The sequence below is a fragment of the Paenibacillus terrigena DSM 21567 genome, from assembly GCF_000374845.1.
In the GTDB taxonomy this organism is placed as follows: Bacteria; Bacillota; Bacilli; order Paenibacillales; family Paenibacillaceae; genus Paenibacillus_K; species Paenibacillus_K terrigena.
This window is the reverse complement of record NZ_KB895425.1, coordinates 42355-65948: the sequence shown is the minus strand read 5'-3', so window position 1 is coordinate 65948 and position 23594 is coordinate 42355. Positions and strand designations below refer to the sequence as shown.

Here is a 23594-nt window from a genome sequence, read left to right as displayed (position 1 = left end):
TTATATATCGTGTTAATTTAAACTAGGAGGTTGCAGTTATGGACTTAAAGTTAACTGGAAAAAAAGCACTTATTGTTGGAGGAAGCCGTGGCATTGGGAAAGCGATTGCCCGACAAATGGCTCTGGAAGGTGTAGACTGTACGATTTGTTCAAGAAACGAATCCTCGCTAAAAATCGCTGCAGAGGAATTGGCTCAGGAAACAAAAAGAAATATCTATCCGATTGTGGCAGATACCACGAATCCTGACTCTATCCTAAAATTAGTTGAAAATTCAGCTGCGGCGATGGGGAGTATTGATATTCTAATTAACAGCGGGGCTCGTGTTGGTGGCCAGGAGCCAGAGGATTTTAACAGCATTAATGATGAACTTATTCTGAAAGATTTTGAAGAAAAGTATTTGGGCTATTTTCGCAGTATCCGTGCTGTAGCACCTTATATGATTAAATATAATTGGGGACGTATCATAAATATAAGCGGTTTAGCTGCCAGAATAGGCGGCAGTTATTTTAGTTCCGGTCCGCGTAATGCATCAGTTATCCATTTAACAAAATCCGCATCAATGGAATTAGGGAAGCACGGAATTACCGTCAATGCGGTTTATCCAGGTATTGTAAGTACAGAAGCATTTAGAGAACGGGTTACTGATGAGGATGCTTTACGCCAGTTAGAGGCAATGAATTCACTCGGTCGCTTGATTACAGCGGAGGAAATTGCTAATGTCGTTACCTTCCTGGTTTCACCTTTGTCGGCATCGATTAGCGGCGATGTCATTTCGGTAACCGGCGGCATTGGAAATTCCGTTTATTACTAAAAAGAATAGTCTGCAGAGAGGAATCGGCAGCCTTTGTTACGCTAAAGGACAGTGTAATTGATTATAACAAAACTTTATCTTGAATCCCCTTGTAAACCACCATATATTAATAAAATAGTAGAAATTTACATTTTAACTAATGGGGTTAAAGGGGAAATGAATAATGTTAGAAAAAGTAGATGTTAACAGTATCATAAATATTCTTAATGAAGAAGGCATAATTGATAACAATGTTATTGCAACTAATAATAAGACTGGGTCTACTGATGGTATTGTTTATTTTCTTTCAGAGCACGACGAATCAAAATACGTTCTGAAAATTGATCGTCCGCATCAAATTACTTTGACCGAACAATTTCTTGGTACTTATCGGCACCTTAGACTTTTTCCTGAAATTCTCTATACCGATCCTGCAAAAGCATATATCGTGTATACATATATCACAGGTACAACGCATTTTAATCGTGGATTAAAAATAGAATGGCTTACAATCTTAGTAAAAGAACTTTTTAATAATTACGAAAAATATGTACAAACGGATAAATGGGGAAGGCTAGGATCACCGATTCAGTCTTGGCGTGAGTGGAACTATCGGAGTTTGGTGGATACAAGAAATGATTGGGGAAGCCTTTTATCAATTGAGGATTATACAAGAGTAGAAACAATATTTGAGAACATATCGAAAAATGAAGATCAAGAAGTAAGATATTTGCTGCATGGGGATACTGGTGTGCATAATTTTGTATTTCATGAAGACTCACTTGTTGGTGTTATAGACCCATCACCGATGATTGGTCCTATGCTATACGATTTTACTTACGCTTTTTGCTCTTCTCCAGACGATTTGAACCTAGAGACTTTAATGGCAGCCTTTAATTTGCTTCATCATGAATCTATTGAAGAATCAAGGCTGATTGAAGAAGTAATCTTTCAACTTTATTGTCGAATTGGGATCTGTATAAAATTACATCCGCATGATTTGGAAGATTACTTGAAAGCGTGGGAATATTGGAAGACGTTGCAATAGTATCGTTTTTAGAAATGAAGCACAGAGAAATCGGTACGACACTATTATTAGGGGCATGACTCTGCTTGGGCAGGATTACGTAGTATGTCGGATGATAAACATTTACAAATTGTTGCATACTACGATATTCTTTAAATGGGTATTTTTTCTAAATGTTGATCTATATCAGAGATGATGTCGGGGTGTAAAAATGAATGAAGCTATGAGTGAGCGACTTATTAGACGGGTGTGCTGTAATTATATTCCCGTCACTGACACCAAGAAATCTGCCGAATGGTACGTAAAACATTTTAAATTTAATTGGAATGGCGATGCAGGTCCTGAGAGCAGTGCGATGCTTTACATGCGTGAAGGCGCAATTTTTTTAATACCCGTTAAGGATAGAAAAACGTTAAGCTTCCTCACTAAGGGAGAAGATGGATCAGATTTCGAAATGTTTACAATGAATTTTGAAGTAGATGACGAATCAATCGATTCACTGTACCAGGGATTGAAAGAGGATGGGGTAGAAGTGACCGATTTAATGGATGGAGGCATTTGCGGTAGAAGCTTTCACTTCAGAGATTTGGACGGGCATAAGTTTTCTGTAGTCACTCCTTATAAAGGATGAGAAAACATCAGCATCTCAGAGTTCATCCGACATGGTTCAACTAACAGGACACGATAATGAAATTGAGCAGACTGCCACGGCGGTCTGCTTTGTCATTGAATAACGGGAGATTATTGCAGTAAACTCGATGTGATAAATTTCCATGATAATAGTCTCATAAGTCCATTCTTTTTATTAATCTAGTAATTTACGATATTTGAAAATAATGAGAGCGGGGATTAGTTATGAGTAAATATATTATTGGAATTGACCTTGGTGGAACAAATATTAAGTCAGCTATTTTCAACACGGAGTTTCAAAGATTTCAAGAAAGAAGTGACCCTACGGAAGCAGCAAAAGGACCTACTCATGTATTAAACAGAATTAAAGAAATTGTTCAAGAGATGATGTCGAACGAAGGAATCAATCAAACTTCTATTAAGTGCATGGGTATGGGAATCCCTGGTTTACTTAATCCAGATGAAGGTCTATCAATATTTTCACCAAACTTTCCAGAATGGGAAAACATTCATGTTGTGAATCAAATGAAAAGCAATTTCGACTTTCCTGTTTTTATCGACAATGATGTACGGGTTAATATGTATGGTGAATGGCTGTTTGGTGCAGGAACAGGTTACAAAAACTTGGTATTGATCACGTTAGGTACTGGTTTAGGATCAGGTATTGTAAATAATGGAATTGTATTCTACGGTACAACATCTAGCGCGGGCGAGATTGGGCATATGAATATGTACCGGGAAGGCCGTCCGTGCCGTTGTGGAAGCTCAGGTTGTCTGGGTAGATACGTATCTGCAATAGGAATGGTTAAAACCTTTACAGATAAACTTGAGGAAGGTCGGTCAAGCATCGTATTGCAATGGGTGGGAGACGATCGGACGGAAATTACTGCCCAAATGATATCAGAGGCATACGATATGGGAGATTTACTTGCAATTGAGGTTATGCACGAAACAGGAAAGATTCTTGGAATTGGCCTCTCGAATGTAATCAACCTATTAAATCCTGAAATAATTATTGTTGGTGGTGGAATGTCAACTGCTGGTGATCGCTTGCTAAATTCAGTACGTGATACCGTTGGAAATCATGCACTAAAACTTTCTTCCCAAGCTTGCAAGATAGAGCAAGCCAAATTAGGTGGACAAGCTGGTATGATCGGCGCGGCTGCATATGCGAACAGTAAGATGCGTTCAAGGCAATCCGTTGCTACTCAAATGGAGAGATTCCTTCAAGAGTAATCAGTTAACGAGGAACGGTAGCTAAATAACCAATATCGAGCAGGTGGCTGTGGCTTCCTATTCGTTTTATTAAACTAAAGGGAGGGTAGTGCAACGTTTAATGAACTAATAACGTATAATATGTAAATTATTGTGATTTTTAGTTACCAAACTGACCCAGTTGACTGGTAAAGGAGAGATTTCATGAACGGTTTTGACGATAGTCCTGGATTTTTCGGATTCATAAAGGATATGCCTTTATTTTTCAAACTGTTTGGAGGGTTCGTTTTTACTGTCGTAGTAGGAGGATTCTTATATGCGATGGTGCGCGGTCTCCGGATCTGGATGGGAAACAATGCTTCAGAAGTCGTAAAGAGAGCCGTAAAAGTCGTGGACAAACGGACCGAGGTATGGGGAGGGTCCGGCGATTCCAGTACGAACACGAATTACTACGTGACGTTTGAAATGGATGAACAATCGCGTATAGAATTGCCGGTAAGGGCTGACAGATACGGACTGATGGTCGTAGGTGACCAAGGAGAGCTTACTTACCAGGGTACTCGTTTCAAAGAATTTCACAGATGGGCGAAACAGCCGGATATATGACAGCGTGGATATAACATATTACAGGTGATATCGACTTTGTTACGTGGAGAAAATTAAGCATCAGATGCCGCCCCTACATCGAGGCGGCATCGTTACTGCGGCGGCTAAGTCAAGACGAGTTAACGAGTTGTGCTTTTGCCGCCTCTTTGGATCCATTCTTATCCTGTAAAATCCCGGCGCAGTGTGATCAGGTCTTTGAGCTTCTCCGTAGATAGCTCGGTGATCCAACTGTCCGAACTAGTGATCACTTGGTCGCTTAACTGTTGCTTACTTTCCAACATTTCATCAATCCGTTCTTCCAAGCTGCCGATCGTAATGAACTTGTGAACCTCTACGTCGCGCGTCTGCCCCATTCGGTAGGCACGGTCCGTCGCCTGATTCTCCACGGCGGGATTCCACCAACGGTCGAAGTGGAAGACATGGTTAGCTGCCGTCAGATTCAGTCCGACGCCGCCGGCCTTGAGCGAGAGAATGAAGACATTAGGCTGGTACGAAGCGGGTAGGGCATCGGATTGGAACTGTTCAATCATGCGGTCGCGCGCGGTTTTGGGCGTTCCGCCATGCAGATAGAGCACAGGTTCCTGCAGAATCTCTGTAAGGACTCGCTGCAGCAGCCGTCCCATTCCGATATACTGCGTGAAAATCAGACAACGATCACCTGTTTCCCGCAACTCTTTCACCATATCAACCAAGCGCTCCAGCTTCGAAGAACGCGCAATGATCGTCTCCGTATCTATTGACTGATCGTTCTCCGCGGCGCTATCAGTCTTCATCAAGTCTTCCTTCAGGAGGAGTGCAGGATGATCGCACAGCTGCTTGAGCTGTGTGAGCGCGGCAAGGATCGCTCCCTTCCGTTCGATGCCTTCCAATTCTTTCATACTCTCCATCAGCTGATGGACGGTCTGATCGTACAATGCGCCTTGTTCTGCTGTGAGATGGACGTAGGTTTTCATTTCGTTTTTGTCCGGCAGATCCAGCTGGATGGCAGGGTCTTTCTTCTTGCGCCGCAGCATGAACGGCTTAACTAGCTTCTGAAGCGCAGCAGTTTGCTCCCTATCCCGCTCTTTCTCCACAGCCGTATTGAATTGCTGCTGGAAGCTGCGCAGGGTTCCGAAATAGCCTGGGTTCATGAAATCGTACAGGGACCACAGCTCAGAGAGATTGTTCTCGATCGGCGTGCCTGTGAGCACAATCCGGTGATGGGCCGTGAACCGGCGCACCGCTTGCGACTGCTTCGTCTGGGCGTTTTTAATATTCTGTGCTTCGTCTAGACAGACGGACGACCAAGAATACGGCTCAAGTACCTCGACGTCCAACGTAGCTGTTGCATATGTGGTAAGTACGATGTCGGCTTGTCTTGCTTCATCTGTAAACTGCGAATCGCTCAGTCGCTGAGCGCCATAGTGAACCATGACGTTCAGCGTTGGAGCGAATCGCTGCAGCTCCTTCTGCCAATTGCCGAGAACAGACGTTGGACAGATGAGCAGGGAAGGGAAGCGATCATCCTGCGCAGTCGAAGCAGCCAATTCTTTCACATGCAGCAAATAGGCGATGAATTGCACGGTTTTGCCAAGTCCCATATCGTCGGCAAGACAAGCCCCGATGCCAAACCGACGTAAGAAAGCAAGCCAAGCAAAGCCTTCTTGCTGATAAGTTCGCAAATCTGCCTTCAGCGCAGTTGGAATGGCTGGCGTCGGGCAATCGGCAGGCTGATTTAATTGTCCGATCAACTCCTGCAGCTGCGCATTGAGCTCTACTTCAAGCCTGATCTGCTCCTCCGTGTCTACTGCGTCCACCGCACTCACGGACGGCTGGGATCGTTCGTGATCCTGCAATAAGTGGATCTGTAGGAGGGTCTGAAGCGACATCCCTTGCCGCTGGTCGGCGCTGCGCATCGCTTGCCGGATTTGTGTCAGCAGTGTAGGATCAAGTACGATCCATTGGCCGTGGAAGTTGATCAGCCGCTCGCCTCGCGCGGCAAGTTCCGCGAAATCCTGCTCGCTAAGATCCATGTCGCCGATCGCGACCCGCCAGTTGAAGTCGACCAACGTCTTTAGGCCGAATAGCGACGGGCTTGCGTTAGGAGTCGATATGATTTGGGCACGCACCCGAGGTTTCTTGCGGCGAACATCCTCCCACCAAGATGGCAGCAGTACCTGCCATCCCGCTTCGAGCAGACGATGGCTATCCGATGTGAGGAATTGCCAAGCGGCTTCATCGGATAAACTACCTAATATCTGTTCAGGCTGTCCGGCGATCTGATCATCCGTCAGCACGGCGCTTAGACGTTCGAGCCAAGAGCCGGACCGTTCGCGAACACACTGCGTCCACGCTTCGGGCCAATCACCGTGTGCTTGGCCGTCTTCCGCGAGCTGAACCGGGATGAGGAGCGACGGGTCTTGCTTGTCCTGCAGCATCAGCTGAAGGCGCCATGCGGGTTCGACTTCTCCCGGCTCAATCAATTGTAGGATAGGGCGGAACGGCGCTGTATCTGGCTTCCAGCCGATGCGGATGAGCCACTCGTCTTCATGAATGGCTGCTTCGTGATTGGCAGGCTCCGTGAATAACAGCGGATATTCTCTTCGCAAATCAGCTAGTTTAGCTTCACTCTCATAATGCCGATCCATTACGGTTTGCGAGAAAGCTGCCTTCATCCCTCTGAGCAACATAGAACCCGGCTCCACCATCTCTTCCAATGCCATACGGCTGGCTTGCTCCATTTGACCGTTCTCCCAGTCCCACTGCAGCTTTCCAGCTTGATACGCAGCAAGGCTAGGTGCATACTGCCCTGCATCGATCATCGCGGATAAAGTGGGGGCCAGCTTGATGAGTACGGTCGCGTCGTCCTCCCAGTTCCATGATACATGCTGCAGTACCCGCAGCTTCGCGAAGAAGGACAGCACATAGCCGGCTGGTAACACCACGAACTCTAGATCTTGAATTACTCGCGTCGTTAGGTTCGTCCCATAGAAGGAAGGTTCATGATAGGCGAATAGCCGATCTTTCAGTAAACCGCCCGATATCACCTCGAATTGGTTCGAGTATCCATGGATTAGCGCATCGCCATCATCGTTCATATTCACGTGAATCGTCAGCGTTTTTCGTTCTGTGCTTGCGTTCATAGCTGTAGATTTCCTTTCTGAAGCTCCTGTTGCAGGGCGCGAAGACGGCTGTATCGTGCAGTGAAAGTCTCAAGATACAGCATCCAGCGGTCTTCTTGCTTCATTTTTTTATACATTCTGAACAATCGCTTGAGCAATTTCACTGCTAATTTGTAACTGTCCCGATTTTTCTGCTGCACATACCGTTCCACAGCCTGATGATAGAAGGGGAGCAGGGCTTCAGGCGCGTTTTTCTCAATGGGCGCTAGCGTCGTAGCTCTGAACTCGAGCGGCTCGCCTCCTGAGGCCAGTTGATAGTCGATCCATTGCTCCCATTTCTCGTAGGTCAAGAGTGTCTCTTGGTAGTAGGTTCGGGAGAAAGGCAGCATCTGCGCCAATGTCTCGAATAAGAGCGGCTCCGCTTCCGGTGAATGGCGCAGCATTCCGCTCCAGTAGTCTAGGTATTCCGATTGGAAACGCTCGTTGTGATATTTACGAAGCATGGGTCCTGTCGCGGCTAACCACGCCTTCAGACGAGGCCAATCTTTGGCCTCATAGAGGGGATCGAAGAAAGGCGTGAGATGCGACGTGGTGAGAAATATCGCTCGGCTTAGTTCTCGCAGTGACTCCCAAGCTTCCTGATCCCGGGCCAGATAGAAGAGCATGATGCTTTTGAAATACAGCCATGGAAAAGGCTGCGCACGTCCTTTGCTCGTATGAATCAAGGCGTCAAGCGCGCTTAATTCGTCGATATACGGACGAGAATCGAAAATATTCGGACGGATCCAATCCTGCCACAATTGATGATAGAGTTGGATGAAAGCTTCATTCTGTGGATGCTCCCGGATGAGCTGTCGAACGGCTTCCAGCGTCTCCATGATCCGCAGCCATGCGCGTTTGTCTGCTTCAGTCAGCGGTATGCCTTGTCCAAGCAGCGGGTGAATCAGATCCATGGCATCATCAAGTGCCAGCCGGCTTTTGTATCCGGTACCGTAGTCTGTTGGACCACTCGATTGCGTAATTTTGCCCAATATGTAAATATACGCGTTCAGGCGGTAAATGCGATCAAGTGCGGGCGGCAGCTCCGGCTTCATCGCATTCATAGCCGCCAGATTGGACTTCAAGTAGGCATCGTGCCGAATGACATTGGAGAACGGAGTTACGCAATCATGCCATAACGAGCGCCATTCGGTGACGTTCATGGATCGGATGTCGGCCTGTACTTTCCGTTGTTCGACTGGTTTTACGCTTGCTGGAATCGGTTGATGAGGTGGATTTGCCGATTTCTTTCCTTTTAGCTCCCACAGAATTTTGGCATTAATGATCTGGTGGGTCGACCGACCTTGTCGCTCTGCGTACCAGAGCAATGCCGCAATGAGATGCTGACAGTAACGACGCATTGGACAAGTGCAGCGACTGGCCGATACATTCTTAAGTTCAACCTTGACGTGGTAAGTTTCTTTGCCCTTCACGTCTGCTTCGATATGATAGCTCTGCGGCATGGCGATGGAGCGGATGCGGTTTTGTTTATAATATTGAAAGCCTCGTTTGAGCGTAATGTCTTGAACATGCTCGCCGATGTAGGCGATTAGCTCATTCCATTCCGCATCCTTTAAAGGTTGAATGACATGCATGGTCAATAATTCTCCCGATATAGATATGACGTATAGTTATTATACCAGTTATTGCGGCAAGAGGAGGCCGGAAGGGTTTTTCCGCTTGAAATTAGGCACCTTAGCTGCGCAAGTTCGTGGAAAGTGCGGAGCACTATTTTAACTCTTATTTTTTCTATTTACAATAGACGACAAGAACATATATTCACAGCCGTTAAGTCAGGTGGAATCCCGAATTACACGTACGATTTAGACTTCTCTGGTATTTTGCTTATTAAGCTAACTGGCAGGATAGTGCAACAATATATCTTTATTATCGTCTGATTATGGGAAGAAACAAGGGGGGAGATAGTTTGAGAAAATCTCTGTTTTTGCTGATTATGCTCTGGCTGGCAAGCACTTTTTTGCAATAGGGTCAATTCATGCGGATTGGGCATACAATTTTGTTGTAAACGACGGTAAATCCTATATCATTTCGGACAATCGAGTGGAAACGGAACAAATCGGTTCAAACATCGGCAAAGTTACATCATTTTCAGACAAGGAAGGTACATATTTAGGTAATTTTTCGAATCACTATCCGAAGGGCACTGAATATTACAATATAAAAGGCGTTGACATCAATGAGGCGATTGCAATAAAGATAAATGATGGATCATTCATTAAAGCGAACTATGAGGGTGAATATGCAGGTGCTTCATTTGATTGGAGAAGAGTTTTATGGTATATTGCCGGGTCATTCTTGCTCATACTTGTCATTGTCATTGTGAAAAATAATTGGAAATGAATCTAACACTAATATGATGTATTGTTACGCTCCCTCGATATGATTTAATTTCCTCACTCAGACTCATGAATTCGCAGGATTTCACCCTAGATTAAGATGAGAGAAGAAGACATGGAGGAGCTTGTGGCTGAATTGAAATGAAAAGGGGCATGCACAAATAAAGGTGAAGTACACTCCACCCATATTGTTCCATATATGCACGTCTCCACTTCGCCTTAGCGATTCTCGCTCCCATATCTCAACGGGTCTATGCCCTTTCATTCCTTTGTCACATCTAACTAAGGGGTGGAAGGTCGGTCTTTCTAACGGAACGGGTCCGAGCCCTTTTGCGTAACGTCTCCCGATACTCCGTGCTTCTTTTCATCCTGCGAATGCATGAGTTGGTGAGGATCGACAGGTTCTATGCGGCCTGTGGGAAAACTCTAAACGAGTCGTATGCTTCGCTGCTTTTAGCCAGACCGACAAGCATCCGCGCGACTTTACCACATAATTTCATAATAGATTTCATCTTTTTTAACTTTTTCCCCTCAACATTGTAGTGGTGTAAGGCTCGAACTTCTGGGTTAGTCATCACCATACACATCGTCATGAGATAGAGAAAATGACGCAGACGTGGACGACCGCGTTTGCTGAGAACCATTTTTCCTCGCCATTTCCCTGAACTGGCCTCAGCTAGATTCAACCCGGCATGCCGCAGCAGAGCATTTCCATGCGAATAGCCACTTAGATCACCGGCCTCACCGAGTACGCCAGCTAGACTCGTTGCATTGACGCCTCGTATTTCAAGCAGCTTCTGTGCATAAGGAATACGTTCAAGAATGAGATGGAGCTCGTGCTCAATCTGTTCAAGTTGGCGCTGGGCGAGGTCATATTCTTCGAGCAATTGCCCAAGATGAAGTTTGTAAGAGTGAAGCGCCTGCGTAGCGCCCACACTGGATTTTGCAAGTGAAATGAGAAGTCCGGCGCGTTTAACTCCAGCGTGACGCTTCACATATTGCTTCCAGCCGTTAATGATCTGTTCCGTGTTTAATTGACTAATTTCTTTAGGTAAAGGAAAGAGTCTGAGAGTTGCGATGGCACTGGTGCAGGTAAGAATTTTAAAGACTTGACGGAGCTCGGGAAAGACAATGTCTACCCAGCGATGAATCTGATTAACCGCACTGTTGAGGCGCTTGGTAACCGTCTCTCGGTTAGCCATGAGAATGCGCAGTTCCTCGTAAGCTTCCGAATGAAAACGAACAGGGGAGTAGTATCCGTTTTTGACCATGTCTGCAATGACAAGTGCATCTTTATGGTCACTTTTAGACGGTGTATTATCCCGGTTCTCCTTGTTCTTTTTTACAAGATGAGGATTAACTAGAACGACTTCAATGCTTTGATCGACAAGCCAGCGTGCTAGGCTGAACCAGTAATGGCCAGTGGGTTCCATACCAACGATGATCCTGCTTAGACTGTAGGTTTCGAGCAGGTCCTCAATCCAGCGCTTGAACAGCTTAAATCCTTCATGATGGTTACCGAACTTGAGGGGAGATCCAAGAGCGATCCCTCGAAAGCTGACAGCGCGGGCCACGTGTATTTCTTGAGCGATATCTACACCGATGACCAGATGATGAACGGTAATGTTTTCAATGAGTTGATTTTGCTTGTCTTGTGCTTTAAACTTCATAGTAGAGCGACCTCCTGATGGGCTTTTTGAGGCTTTTGACCTCGTGCGTAACCCCATCTTACAGAGGCGCTCGTTTTTGTTCAAACTCCAAATTATTCGTATTACAGGAATTCTAACGGGACACGATAATTCAATGGCTGCCATAGGGCAGCCTTTTTTCAATATAAGGGCAAAAGAAGGTTTATTGTAAGAGATAAAGAAATAGAACATATTGGATTATTTTGTCACCAGATGGGTAGGAGGTTGTTACATATATGATGGAACGCGATGTTGTTATTGGCATTGATGGAGGCGGTACGAGTACGAGGGTCATGATATGTGATCTAAAGGGGAACAAGCTTGCTTATGCTGAGGGTGGGTGTGCATCCAAGTATAAAGACGAAAACGCGTCAGATCATGTGAAAGTAACGATTGAGGACGCACTTGCGAAGGCAGGACGAGTTGCGACGGATGCGGCTATGCTTGTTGCTGGCATTGCAGGCTACGAATCAGAAGCTGATGATGCATGGATTACTGCTTTCACTGACTTGCCGGGACTCCATTGTCCTAAGCTGCACTTGAATGACTCAGATATTGCTCACGCGGGCGCGTTACAGAATAGGCCAGGAATTATTGCAATCGCCGGAACAGGCACGATGATCATGGGGATTGATGAACACGACAGACGGATCAGGAACTTAGATTATCATCAATACGCATATAGTGCAGCGCGTCATCTCGCCTATGACGCTGTCTATGAAGTGCTTGCAGGCCATCGAGATGATTCGAATGAGAGGCTGATTACAGAAATGCTGCAACATTGGCAAGTGAATAGCTTAGAGCAGTTGCAGGAACTTGCTCGGCAGGGATTTCAACCCGATACGATGAAGCGGGATCAACTGTTCGGACAGTTCGCTCCGCAAGTCACAAGCGCCGCTGCACAGGGGAGCAGCGTTGCAAGACGTGTCTGCAACCGCGCTGTTGAGCAGCTTCAATTGGGTATAGAGCTTGTCGGCTCCAACTTTGATCAACGTAACGTTGAGGTCGCATTAATTGGCAGTGTCATCTGCAGCCCCTATATGTGCGGGAAGCTGACAGAATTGCTCACGGCAAATCCAATAAAGAATTATCACGTGGTCGAAGCGCAATTTTCGCCCGTCGTCGGTGCCATTCTACTGGCTTATAAGGAGCTAGGCATCCCCACAAACGTATATACTTAATAGAAATGGATGGATAGGTGAATATCGATGCAAATGTTAGTTGATACTTCAAATCGTGCGTTTCGTGAACTAAACGAGTACGTCTTACAGATAAGTCATAAGATTTCTGCATCAGCAGCATCCACTTATATTATTCAAAATGATTGTGTTGTTAATGAATGGTATTCGGGATATCACGATAAATCAGTAGGCAGTCGAATGGTAGATCCACAATCTAGGTTCAATGTTGCTTCAATCCGAAAAACGTACTTAGGGTTCGCTGTAAGCCTCGCTCTTTATGAGGGCAGAATTAATAGTTTAGATGATGATGTTACTAATTATCTAAATGATTTGGACGAGCTTATCTGTAGAGATACGAAAATACGTCATTTGCTAACGCATACGCACGGCCTCCAAGGCGGTGATCATCATCGAAGGATATTCCCATCAGGGACGGATTGGAAGTATAACAACACAGGTGTCAATCTGCTAATAAAAATTATTCAACAGGTATTTGGCCAAACACTCGCAGAGGTCATAGAAGAAAGACTATTCTTACCCTACGGGTTCACTGAATCAGGTTGGGTAAAAGAAAAATCGGAAAATTTAGTATGGCTGAATGAAAACTACAAGGATGATCAAGGCCATGATGTAAATCTATTTGTTAGTACGCGAGAATTAGCCTATTGGGGATATATTCATTTAACAAAAGGAAAAGTGAATGGCATGCAACGGGTTCCTAGCGCCATCTTTGATCAAGTTAGTTCTATTACTACGCCTTTAAGCCTTAACGAGACATTGCCGCGTCATGGATTTTTTTGGTGGATTCAGGACATGCCTCGACCTTTATCGGAATTAGGTGACAAGCTCCCTATACAAGCCTATCAGTCACTTGGGTTATATGGAAATACCGTCTTGGTTATCCCTGAGTATCATGTTGTAGCAGTCCGAATGTTGAACCAAACCGAGCAAAATCCTCCTGATTATGACTATATTCAAGACATCCAAACTTTTGGAAACATGGTATGTAAATGTGTATTGTCACAATAATTCTCGAAGGAAGAAAATGAGAAGGTGACAAATATCGTTCTAAATGCATATATTTCGCGCACGCGCAGTGCGCTTTTTTTTATTATAAGCAATACAATCGATAAAAGTTGGATCATGATAAAAATGATTTACTGAATCAAGAGTAGTTGACGTGGCGTTTGAAGGTTAATAAGGTTAATGATTTGCAGCATCAATATTATTCAAAGTGGGGCTTAAGGGATGGGTAATAGTGGAAAAATTAAGCTTGACCGTTCATCAACCACTTCCTATAATTAGTCGCATAATGATTGGCAATTGCGGATGTCTCTGCTAACTTGGTGGTTACCGTAGAGGCGTCTTTCCCATAACAAGGGGGGAGTGAAGTATCTGCATAATTTTTTAAAGAAGTTGAATTATTCCTTGTTTGCTAAAGTTTTTATTGCCGTAATCGTTATACAATCCGTCCTCATTCTGATTGGAGGTCAGCTTAACATTATTCGTATCGATCAATTTATAAAAGAACGCGAATATGGATATGCCCAAGCTGAGATTCTTGATGTTCAAGATGCGTACAACCACAAATTAAAGCAAATACGTTCGAATGTATTCTCCTTGTTCTTCGAATCCAATCAGAGCGAATCCATCCTTGAGAAGATAAAGAAATATCAAGGAACAACTCAGGTGGACGACTTAAGGCATAAAGCTGAAATCGAGCAATTCCTGCAATCGATGGCTTACACGGATGAGAGTTTCAGCTCGATATTGTTTATTAGAAATAATGATGAGGAGAAGTTTGCTTTTGTTAGATATTTCGATCCAAGTCTTCTACCCAAATTTGATTCCATGATTTCTCTTGATACCAACGAGTACGTGAAAGTATATCCGATCGGAAAAACAGATACGAACGTTAATTCGAATAACTATGACTTGGTTTTTGTTCTAAAAGTGAAAGATCCAAATGCGCTTGCAGAAAGCCAACCAGTCGGATACTTGCTAATCAGTGTGGATACCGATTTCCTTCAAAAAGCAGGATCACATCTCAGAACGGATTCTTTAATCGAATTAAAGAATGCTAATGGCACAATAAGAATCTCAGGAAATACGATGCCAGCGGATGTCAATCAATCAAATATCGATGATAGTGAGCTCGATTCTGAGCATTATTTCGTTACACAAGTCCAGAACTCTGTGGATGACATGATATTTACAATGTTTATATCTAAGAAAAAACTAATTGAGAATATACTCGCCATGAAGAAAAACCAATGGATCACGTTGACCGCCATTATTCTCTTGAACGTCTTCGTTGCCTTCTATATCTCCAGAGGATTATCCAGGCGAGTCCAAACCTTAACCCGCAATATGCGGAAATACAATCCAGGCGAATTTGTCTATCTGATCCCAATACATAAAAACGACGAATTTACGATTTTGGAGGACACGTACAATCAGTTGATTTCCAAGCTATCGGAATTTATTCAACAGGAGTACGTTCTTGAGATTAAGTCGAAAGAAGCGGAGTTACAGTTGCTGCATTCTCAGGTTAATCCTCACTTCTTGTCAAACATGCTAGAAATTGTTCGTATGCAGGCCATCAAAGAAAAAAATATGAATCTATCGGAGACCATTTATCAGTTAAGCGAAATTTTCAGATGGAACATCAGAAATAAAGAAACGGTCGTGACCTTATACGAGGAGCTTTATTACGTTGAATATTACTTAAAACTCCAACAATTCAGATATCCCAAATCACGATTTATTATCAACTTTCCAAATCATTACCAGAACGAACGAATTGCCAAATTTTCGGTTCAACCGATCGTAGAGAATATTTTCAAGCATGCCATGAATAAAGGGAAAAATATCGAAATTCAAATCAGCGTAAATGAAGTTCAGGATAAGATCCAAGTAAAGATAACAGATAACGGAAAGGGAATCATGCCGGAAACCTTAAATCGTCTACGAGCCAATCTTCAAATGACACCTTTCGAATCAAAAGAATCGTCATCCGTCGGAATCATGAATGTGCATTCGAGGCTGCGATTAATATTCGGCATAAACTACGGGTTGGATATTGAGAGTAGGATAGGAGAAGGCACTGTAGTTACACTTTATATACCGAAACTTGAGGTGAACTCATGAGTTCAATTAATAGAAAAGTCATTATTGTGGATGACGAGCCGCTTATTCGAGAAGGCTTGCACGCCATAGTTGATTGGGAAAGCTTAGGTTTTGAAGTAGCTGGATTGTTCGAAGATGGTGAAGATGCATGGGAATTCCTGCAATCGAATAAGCAAATCGACGTCGTTATCACCGATATTCAGATGGACGTATGCACGGGACTAGAGTTGTTAAAAAGGATCAGAGACGCCGATTATCGGACGAGAGTCTTGATCATTAGCGGATATGACGAATTCAGTTATCTCCGTGAAGCTATGATCAGGGGTATTGACAATTATTTGTTGAAGCCAATTAACAAAGAGGAATTGATACGCTCTCTTCAACAAATTCATGAAAGCCTTCTCATAGAGTATCGTAAATCTCGCGAGTTGTTCGAGGGAACTTTACTCATGAAGAATAATATTCTGAATCAAATTGTCATGAACAATTACTCGATTCGAGACGTTCACGAGAAGTGCGGAATGCTGAACATCGATCTAGAAGATAGCGGTTTTCAAGTCGTTGTTATGGACACGATTACCCGTCAGAGAAAAGTCCCATTGCTGAAAGAAAGGCAATTAAGTGAGTTTGCCATACGCAACGTTGCTCATGAGGCAATTGCTATTGATGAGAAAGTATATGTATTCGGGAATCAACAAAGTCATATTATTTTGTTATTCACCGGTATAAATCACCATAGCCAAGACGCGATCAGTAATCGAACTGAAGAGATTATCGCGCTCATTCAAAAGGTATTGAAGATTCAAGTTGTCGCCTTTATTGGCAAACCCTGCACATCTTGGAGAGATATCTATTTATCTTATCAATGCGCGATGGACTTATACGACTATCGATATTTCGTCGATTCCGCATCGGTCATCGATTATTCCAAACAGAATCGGGAAAAGAAAAAGGAAACCATCTCCAAAGAGCTAGGCTTCATCCGTTTGAATTTATTAATAGAAAATCATGATTATGTGGCTGTACTAAAGGAATTGGAGTCGACTGGCAAGAAACTGCAAGAAATCCAAGTGCCTGATCTCAGCATCATTCGTACGGTATTTATCGACTTCGCATTATTGTGCATGAGCCAATTAAGGCAGATGGAGTTCGAGATTCTCGAGCATGCAAGCCACTTTCCAAAGTCTGTCGATGCACTCTTTCAAGCCGATACCAAAGAAAAATTGTACGAGCATTTTATACAACTATCCCAAACGTTACTTGAAACGCTGCAGAGGCTGAAAATGAACCGAAATACGAATATCGTAGAAAAAGTGGTAAAATTCATTGATTCTCATTATATGGAAGGATTGACCTTGCAGGAATTATCTCAACAATTTCATATTTCGGCTCCTTATCTCGGAAAGCGGTTAAAGATCGAATTGGGGCAGCAATTCAATGAATACTTGCATCATGTCAGAATAAGAAATGCGAAAAACCTCTTGTTGATTTCCGGCGAGAGCGTGAAGGATATAGCTGAGAAAGTCGGGTATACCGAACCGAACTATTTTTACAGCCAATTTAAAAAAATTACAGGCAAATCACCAATGGAATTTAAGAAAGGTAATAAGTCTTAAGCTACAGAATGCTTCGGGAGTCGATCTCGAAGCATTTTTTTCTGAGAGCCTAGTAACAGCATTATTTATTATAGTCGAACGTTAATTCCTCCACTTTTTGTCACTGGCGTTCCTTTTTATAATTGTAAATGAAGTCACATTACATACTAGGGGGTAATAAAGTGAAAAGATTTATGTCATTGTGCTTAGCTCTAATGCTTACGGCAGCCCTTGCCGGATGCGGTAATTCGTCTTCCTCCAATGATCCATCGAATACTTCTGCTAAGGGACAGACAGATTCCCCCAAAGCAACCTCGGAAGCTCCTGTATCCGAAGAACCAGCCGAACTGAACGTACTTGTATTTGAAACACCGAACCTGACTGCACAGTACTGGGATGACGCGATCAAAAGATTTACAGACAAACACCCCAACATCAAGGTGAACAAAATCGTATCCCCCGACGTCGACCGCACGAAATACGCGAAGCAATTACTCGCGACAGGTCAATTCCCAGACGTGCTGATGTCCGTAAACGTGCAAGAATTTTTGGCATCCAAATCGCTTATGGCGTTCGAGGACAAATACGTGAGCCAAGTACCAGGTGCGGATACCGTCGCCATTGACGGCAAAGTGTATCTGCTGCCATGGGGCGCACAAACCATTTCTTATATTTACTACAACAAAAAAATGTTCGATAAAGCCGGTGCGACCGAGCCAAAAACGTGGGCGGAATTCGTTGATGTCGTTGATAAACTCAAGGCATCTGGTCAAACGCCGTTGTTGTACGGCGGAGCTAAAGACCCGTGGTCGACAACATTCCTATTGGACGGCATAATCAGCACGGACGTCTATAGTAAAGTACCGGATTGGGTAGCTAAACGAAAGAAAGGTGAAGTGAAATTTTCCGATCCGCTCTTTAAGAACGCAGTACTGAAATGGAAGAGCCTGGTGGAATCCAAAGCATTCAACGAAGACGGTTTGGCTATCGGATATTCTCAACTGCAAGATGCGTTTCTGAAAGGAAAAGGCGCAATGTATCCGATGGGATCTTGGTTCGTTGCTGCGGCTAATGCGCAAACAGACATCGAAATCGGCGTATTCCCGATTCCGACCGATGATGGATCGATTGTTACCCCTTATGCCGTCGGCGGCCCAGCTTCCGTCAGCGCTACCACCAAGTACCCTGAAGCGGCCCAAATGTTCGCGACGGAATTCGTAACGGATCCCGCTACCGTAGTCGAAGCCGTGAAGTCGGACGCCTTGATTCCGTTGGAAGGTCAAACCGTCGATTACGTATATCCACCTTTATTCCAAAAGGTCGTCGAAATGAGCAAACAAGGTACGAAGGTTAATGCTTTCGGTTGGGAAAATGGCGACGCCGCTATGCTTCCTGGAATGGTTGATGAATTCAATAAAGCTGCTCAAAATATGATTCTAGGCAAATCCGTCGATTCGGAATTGGCGGCGCTGGATGCGAAATGGGATGAAGTCAGCAAGCGCACCAAGTAAATCCGAATAATAAAGAACGAGTGAAATAGGGAGAGGAGAAAAACATTCTCTCCTCCTTATTTCTTGAGTCAAAAGGGGTGTAGATTCTGAAAAACAAATGGTCCAACTTCTTTTTCTTCGTATCTCATGGTCTGATCATCTATCTTGCATTCGTTATCTTACCAGTCGTCTTTTGTGTATATTACAGTTTCACGAATTTTAATCCGTTGTATCCCGATTTTAATTGGATTGGGATCGATAACTATAAAGATCTCGCAAAAGACGGTGAGTTCGGCCATGCTATCTACGTGACTTGCTTAATTGCAATCATCGTCACTTTGGTCTCAAACGGGTTAGGGCTGCTTTCTGCTTTGTTGGTAAACTTCAAAGGTTGGATTTATAACGCATCCAGAACCGTCTTTTTCACGCCTCAAGTATTAAGCCCCATCATTGTCGGATTTATTTGGTCGATCATTCTAACCGATGATGGTGTACTTAATAAGCTGTTGGGATACATCGGTCTGGACGGAACGAGCTGGCTTGCGAATACGAGTATAGTTGTTTACTCCATTATCGCCGTTATCGTTTGGCAATCCATGGGTTTTTGCACAGTCGTCTTCCTTGCAACGCTGCAAAGCATTCCGAGCGACCTGTACGAAGCCGCTAAAATAGATGGATGCAACCAGTGGCAGAAATTCAAGCATATTACCTTTCCGCTGCTTGCACCGGGAATTACGATCAATACCGTTATGTTGTTGATTTCGAGCTTCAAAGTTTTTGACCAGGTTGTCGTATTAACGAACGGTGGCCCGGGAACGACGACTGAAACCATATCATTGAAAATCATCAACATGGGATTTAACGAAAATCAAATGGGATATGCATCGAGCATGGCTGTCGTATTGTTCCTTCTGATCGGCGTCATTTCCGTTGTCGTCGTCACCTTGTTGAAGCGCAGGGAGGTTGAATATTAAATGTCTTCCAAATGGTTGTCTAGAGCTCATAAAATATTTACGATTTGCATCACGTTGGTGTTTTTCCTCCCTTTATACCTTGTTCTCGTTAATATATTCAAAGAAAACGACAAAATCATGGCCAATCCGCTCAGTTTTCCGACGCGCTTCACTCTGGAAAATCTAAAAGGCATCATCACCAGACCGGATCAGCTGTTGTTCACGAGCATGTGGAATAGCGTCGTGATTACCTCCATTTCATTGCTTGTTATCATCGTTTCTTCGTCGATGGTCGCTTATTACATAGTACGGAACGATAGCAAAAAAACGAGATTTCTGCTTCTCTTTTTTCTATTCGGACTCATGGTGCCCACGACGATTATTCTGATACCAGTCGTTAAAGTGTTAATGGCAACGCATTTAATGAGTTCGAAGGTTGGCCTTATCGTTTTTTACATGGGCTACTATGTTCCTTTTGGCATCTTCATGTATTCCGGGTTCATTCGTACCATACCGCGTGAACTGGACGAAGCGGCTTCAATCGACGGCTCAGGACCGCTAAGAACATTCTGGCAAATAATCTTTCCGTTGCTTGGGCCGTGTACATCGAGTGTCATCATCTTCATCGGCTTATGGGTTTGGAATGATTTTCTGAATCCGCTTATCATTATCGGACCGATTAAAGGAACAACAATCACGGCGGGCATCTATCGCGTCATCGGTCAATTCTCGGTTAATTGGGGGCAAATGTTTTCTATGATGTTTCTGGCCTCGCTGCCGATTATCGTGTTGTACCTCGCGCTGCAGAAACAATTCGTGGAAGGCATCACATCAGGCTCATTAAAAGGATAATAGAAAGGAAGAAAAGGGATGTCAAAGATCAAAGAGGTGCTCGTGCTGCATCATAGTCACCTGGATGTCGGATATACGCATGCACAACCCATATTGCTGGAAATGCAAAAAGGGTATATCGATCAAGCGCTGGACATGTGCGAGATGACAGAAGATTGGGAGGAAGTTAACAAGTTTCGATGGACCTGCGAGTCCAGCTATCCCGTGCTGCGCTGGCTGGAAACGGCGAAGGCGGGTCAAGTCGACCGGTTCAAGCACTATTTGCATAACGGACAAATGAGTATCTCCGCTTCTTTTATGCATACGACGCCGCTATGTTCAGCTGAAGAAATGGCGAAAATGCTGTATCCTGTCCGCCAATTACGCAGCCAATTCGATATCGAAATCAAGACGGCTATTCACCATGATATTAACGGTCAGCCGTGGCCATATAGCCAACTTCTTTTGGATGCTGGCGTAGAATTTTTTATCATGGGCATCAATATTCACTTTGGCGGCGTTCCCTTTAATCGACCAAATGCGTTCCATTGGGCAACTCCTGACCGTCGAAAATTGCTTACCTTTAATGGTGAACATTATTCGCTTTTCAGCCAAATCTGCGACGTTAATGCACTAGATACACACATAGTGGCTGAAGGGCTAGCTAAATATCTTCATAAAATCGAAGCGAATCCGGAGTACCCGTTCGACTTTGTTTACTTGACCGCGACGAATTTGCCACTTTACGACAACAATCCACCGGATCGCGAATTGGCTGGACTTCTTAAAGCATGGAATGTAGAGCAGCGCGAGCAAACCATCTCGTTCGTAACGCCGGAGCAGCTCTATGCGAAAGTTCGAGCCCATGCAGCAGTATTGCCGACGCATGCCGGGGACTGGACGGATTACTGGAACTTTGGTTCCGGCAGCTCTGCCAAAGAAGTCAAGCTGAATCGCCGAACGAAGCAGGGGATGAAGGCTGTCGAAATGCTGGATGCGTTTCAACCGGAGACGGGTGCCTCCTATCTATCGATCAAGAAACAGGCATGGGAGCAAATATATCTTTACGATGAGCATACCTGGGGGGCGTTTAATTCAATTTCGGAGCCGGATCATCTTAATGTCAAGATTCAGCACATCCATAAGGCGCATTATGCCTATCAGGCGAATAGCTTAACGGGATATTTATTAAACGCGCAATTGGAGAAGCTGGCGAACAATCCGCTGCAGTCGAAAGAACCTGAAGGGATACTGCTCATCAATCCTTCTTCGGTGCCGATAACACACGACATTCGGATTCCATCCAATTTTACGATTGCAGGGAGACATCTGAACGCAGACCGAATGCGTCATGTATTAATGAACAACGACACCCATCATCCAGGAACGAGTTATGGAACGGTTCAACTTCCTCCTTTCAGTTGGCGCAAGATTCCGATTCGAACTTTACAAGAAGCGCCGCGGTCCGAGGAGATCCTAACGGATCCGGGTATCATTGAAACCGCTGGTGAAGGGCCCTGGGAACGTAAGGTTTTAACGCGACAAGGTACAATCGAAACACCATTTCATGTGTGCAACTATAACCCATTAACTGGCCGAATCACTAGACTATACGATAAACAGCAAGATTGGGAAGTCCTAGATGCAAGCAGTCCTTGGACATTATTCCAGTACGTACAGGAAACCGTTGATCCGATCTATCATTCGAACAACCGCAGTGCCATTTTTCCCCGAAATATTGAAAATGGGAATAACAGCATTACCGACTGGAATCATGACTGGAAAGCCAAGAGACAATCCTATACACGGTTAGAATCTTGCAGTGTAGAGAGCAGCGCGCATAGCGCTACCTTAATATTAAGATGGGATGCGCCCGGCGTCGAACAATTGGAGCAAAGATTTACCTTTTATAGTTATCTCGCGGATATCGAGATCAAAGTCGCCTTCAACAAACAGGATATCACAACGCCTGAAGGAACTTATTTTGCCATTCCGTTGAACTTGCAAGCATGGCGCTGCCATTACGATACGGCCGGACAACTCGTGGAATTGGATGACCAACAACTTCCGGGCGTATGCAGAGATTATCTTACTGTCGATAAAAGCGTGTCGGTCTACGACGACCAGTTTGGTGTGACTATGAGTTGTCCGGATGCTCCGCTTGTCCAAGTGGGAGATTTCAACTTCGGTAAAGAGCAGGAGCATGTACCGAGGAAAGCGAATCCACTGCTGCTTGCATGGCCAATGAACAACTACTGGGATACGAACTTCCAAGCTCGTCAACCTGGGTTTGCCTCATTCACTTATGTCTTATCTACATTCCGAACCTTCGATCCTGATACTGCGATGGCTAGGGCTATCCAAACCGTTACTCCGGTATTGACGTTTCCGGTTATCGATTGTAAAGAAGAGTTATCCGGGCAGTTTATCGAGATGAACGGAGAAGGGGTCCAAGTATTCGATGTAAAACGATCAGAGGATGGCTCTGGCATAGTTGTTCGTTTAAGTAACTGTAGAGATCAAGAAACGAACTTTAAGATTGCTTTTCCCGATAGAGAGATCGAAGCTGTGTACAAAACGAATGTTCTAGAGGAGTTGCGATCCGAAATTCCTGTTGTTCAGAAGCATGGTGTAAATATTTCGCTTGAAGAAAAAGAAATGATGCATCTATTGATTAGGCTGGCCGACGCTTTGAGTTCATAATGTGGTTCTTTGCTTGAATGAGGGGATATGTTTTATCTCTATATTCAAGCTTTTTTATTTTTCTTTGAAACCGTTTTCTAATAGGGTGATAGTTATTATATATATTAATTTTTATTGATTAGAATTTATAGTGAATCGTTAATTTCTTCACTATTTGTAAATCTAGGGTGATTTTACAATAGCAATAAGGAGGCGGATCAACGTATCGATACATACGGTTTTAGCGCCTTTTTGATTTGAATCGCAAGACAAATCTAA

At 44.1% G+C, this 23594-nt stretch carries 17 protein-coding genes; 14 read left to right on the top strand and 3 right to left on the bottom strand.

The features are described from left to right. Positions 1 to 38 precede the first annotated feature (38 nt). The 5 genes from C558_RS0125870 to C558_RS0125850 all read left to right on the top strand — a co-directional run bounded on the left by C558_RS0125870 (position 39) and on the right by C558_RS0125850 (position 4269). The gene (locus tag C558_RS0125870; protein WP_018759205.1) at positions 39 to 812 is read left to right on the top strand and encodes an SDR family NAD(P)-dependent oxidoreductase; all 774 of its coding nucleotides are present in this window, start codon (positions 39 to 41) and stop codon (positions 810 to 812) included. A gap of 163 nt (positions 813 to 975) precedes the next feature. Further along, positions 976 to 1839, top strand: coding sequence for a phosphotransferase (locus tag C558_RS0125865; protein WP_018759204.1), 864 nt, complete (start codon positions 976 to 978; stop codon positions 1837 to 1839). A 190-nt stretch (positions 1840 to 2029) separates the two neighbouring features. Then, positions 2030 to 2449 (top strand): VOC family protein, encoded by a 420-nt coding sequence (locus C558_RS0125860; protein WP_018759203.1) that lies wholly within the window; start codon positions 2030 to 2032, stop codon positions 2447 to 2449. A gap of 224 nt (positions 2450 to 2673) precedes the next feature. Beyond that, a complete protein-coding gene (locus C558_RS0125855; RefSeq protein ID WP_018759202.1) occupies positions 2674 to 3684 on the top strand; it encodes an ROK family protein in 1011 nt (336 codons plus the stop codon). Between the two features lie 183 nt (positions 3685 to 3867). Beyond that, positions 3868 to 4269: a DUF2500 domain-containing protein gene (locus C558_RS0125850; RefSeq protein WP_018759201.1), complete on the top strand. Its 402-nt coding sequence runs from the start codon at positions 3868 to 3870 to the stop codon at positions 4267 to 4269. A 158-nt stretch (positions 4270 to 4427) separates the two neighbouring features. On the opposite strand, the gene C558_RS0125845 is transcribed toward C558_RS0125850, so the two are convergent. Then, complete coding sequence (locus C558_RS0125845) at positions 4428 to 7391, bottom strand: DEAD/DEAH box helicase (RefSeq protein ID WP_018759200.1); 2964 nt, start codon at positions 7389 to 7391, stop codon at positions 4428 to 4430. After that, on the bottom strand, positions 7388 to 9004 hold the full coding sequence (locus C558_RS0125840) for an SWIM zinc finger family protein (RefSeq protein ID WP_018759199.1): 1617 nt from the start codon (positions 9002 to 9004) through the stop codon (positions 7388 to 7390). Before C558_RS0125840 ends, C558_RS0125845 begins: the two co-directional genes overlap by 4 nt. Positions 9005 to 9470: 466 nt before the next feature. Between C558_RS0125840 and C558_RS0125835 the strand changes: the two genes are divergently transcribed. Then, positions 9471 to 9770: a hypothetical protein gene (locus C558_RS0125835; RefSeq protein ID WP_018759198.1), complete on the top strand. Its 300-nt coding sequence runs from the start codon at positions 9471 to 9473 to the stop codon at positions 9768 to 9770. Between the two features lie 400 nt (positions 9771 to 10170). Here the strand turns inward: C558_RS0125835 and C558_RS0125830 are convergent, their stop codons facing one another. After that, a complete protein-coding gene (locus C558_RS0125830; RefSeq protein ID WP_018759197.1) occupies positions 10171 to 11436 on the bottom strand; it encodes an IS110 family RNA-guided transposase in 1266 nt (421 codons plus the stop codon). A 254-nt stretch (positions 11437 to 11690) separates the two neighbouring features. Between C558_RS0125830 and C558_RS31935 the strand changes: the two genes are divergently transcribed. The 8 genes from C558_RS31935 to C558_RS0125790 all read left to right on the top strand — a co-directional run bounded on the left by C558_RS31935 (position 11691) and on the right by C558_RS0125790 (position 23336). Beyond that, entirely contained in the window at positions 11691 to 12635 is a 945-nt protein-coding gene (locus C558_RS31935) for a BadF/BadG/BcrA/BcrD ATPase family protein (RefSeq protein WP_018759196.1), read from the top strand. Positions 12636 to 12662: 27 nt separating this feature from the next. Next, positions 12663 to 13664: a serine hydrolase domain-containing protein gene (locus C558_RS0125820; protein ID WP_018759195.1), complete on the top strand. Its 1002-nt coding sequence runs from the start codon at positions 12663 to 12665 to the stop codon at positions 13662 to 13664. Positions 13665 to 14051: 387 nt separating this feature from the next. After that, on the top strand, positions 14052 to 15785 hold the full coding sequence (locus C558_RS0125815; RefSeq protein ID WP_156826266.1) for a sensor histidine kinase: 1734 nt from the start codon (positions 14052 to 14054) through the stop codon (positions 15783 to 15785). Beyond that, the gene (locus C558_RS0125810) at positions 15782 to 17380 is read left to right on the top strand and encodes a response regulator (protein ID WP_018759193.1); all 1599 of its coding nucleotides are present in this window, start codon (positions 15782 to 15784) and stop codon (positions 17378 to 17380) included. Before C558_RS0125815 ends, C558_RS0125810 begins: the two co-directional genes overlap by 4 nt. 161 nt (positions 17381 to 17541) lie before the next feature. Next, entirely contained in the window at positions 17542 to 18870 is a 1329-nt protein-coding gene (locus C558_RS31930; protein ID WP_018759192.1) for an ABC transporter substrate-binding protein, read from the top strand. Positions 18871 to 19157: 287 nt separating this feature from the next. Next, a complete protein-coding gene (locus C558_RS0125800; protein WP_211220803.1) occupies positions 19158 to 19823 on the top strand; it encodes a carbohydrate ABC transporter permease in 666 nt (221 codons plus the stop codon). Beyond that, complete coding sequence (locus tag C558_RS0125795; protein ID WP_018759190.1) at positions 19824 to 20654, top strand: carbohydrate ABC transporter permease; 831 nt, start codon at positions 19824 to 19826, stop codon at positions 20652 to 20654. 18 nt (positions 20655 to 20672) lie between these two features. Then, positions 20673 to 23336, top strand: coding sequence for a glycoside hydrolase family 38 N-terminal domain-containing protein (locus C558_RS0125790; RefSeq protein WP_018759189.1), 2664 nt, complete (start codon positions 20673 to 20675; stop codon positions 23334 to 23336). Positions 23337 to 23594: the final 258 nt, after the last annotated feature.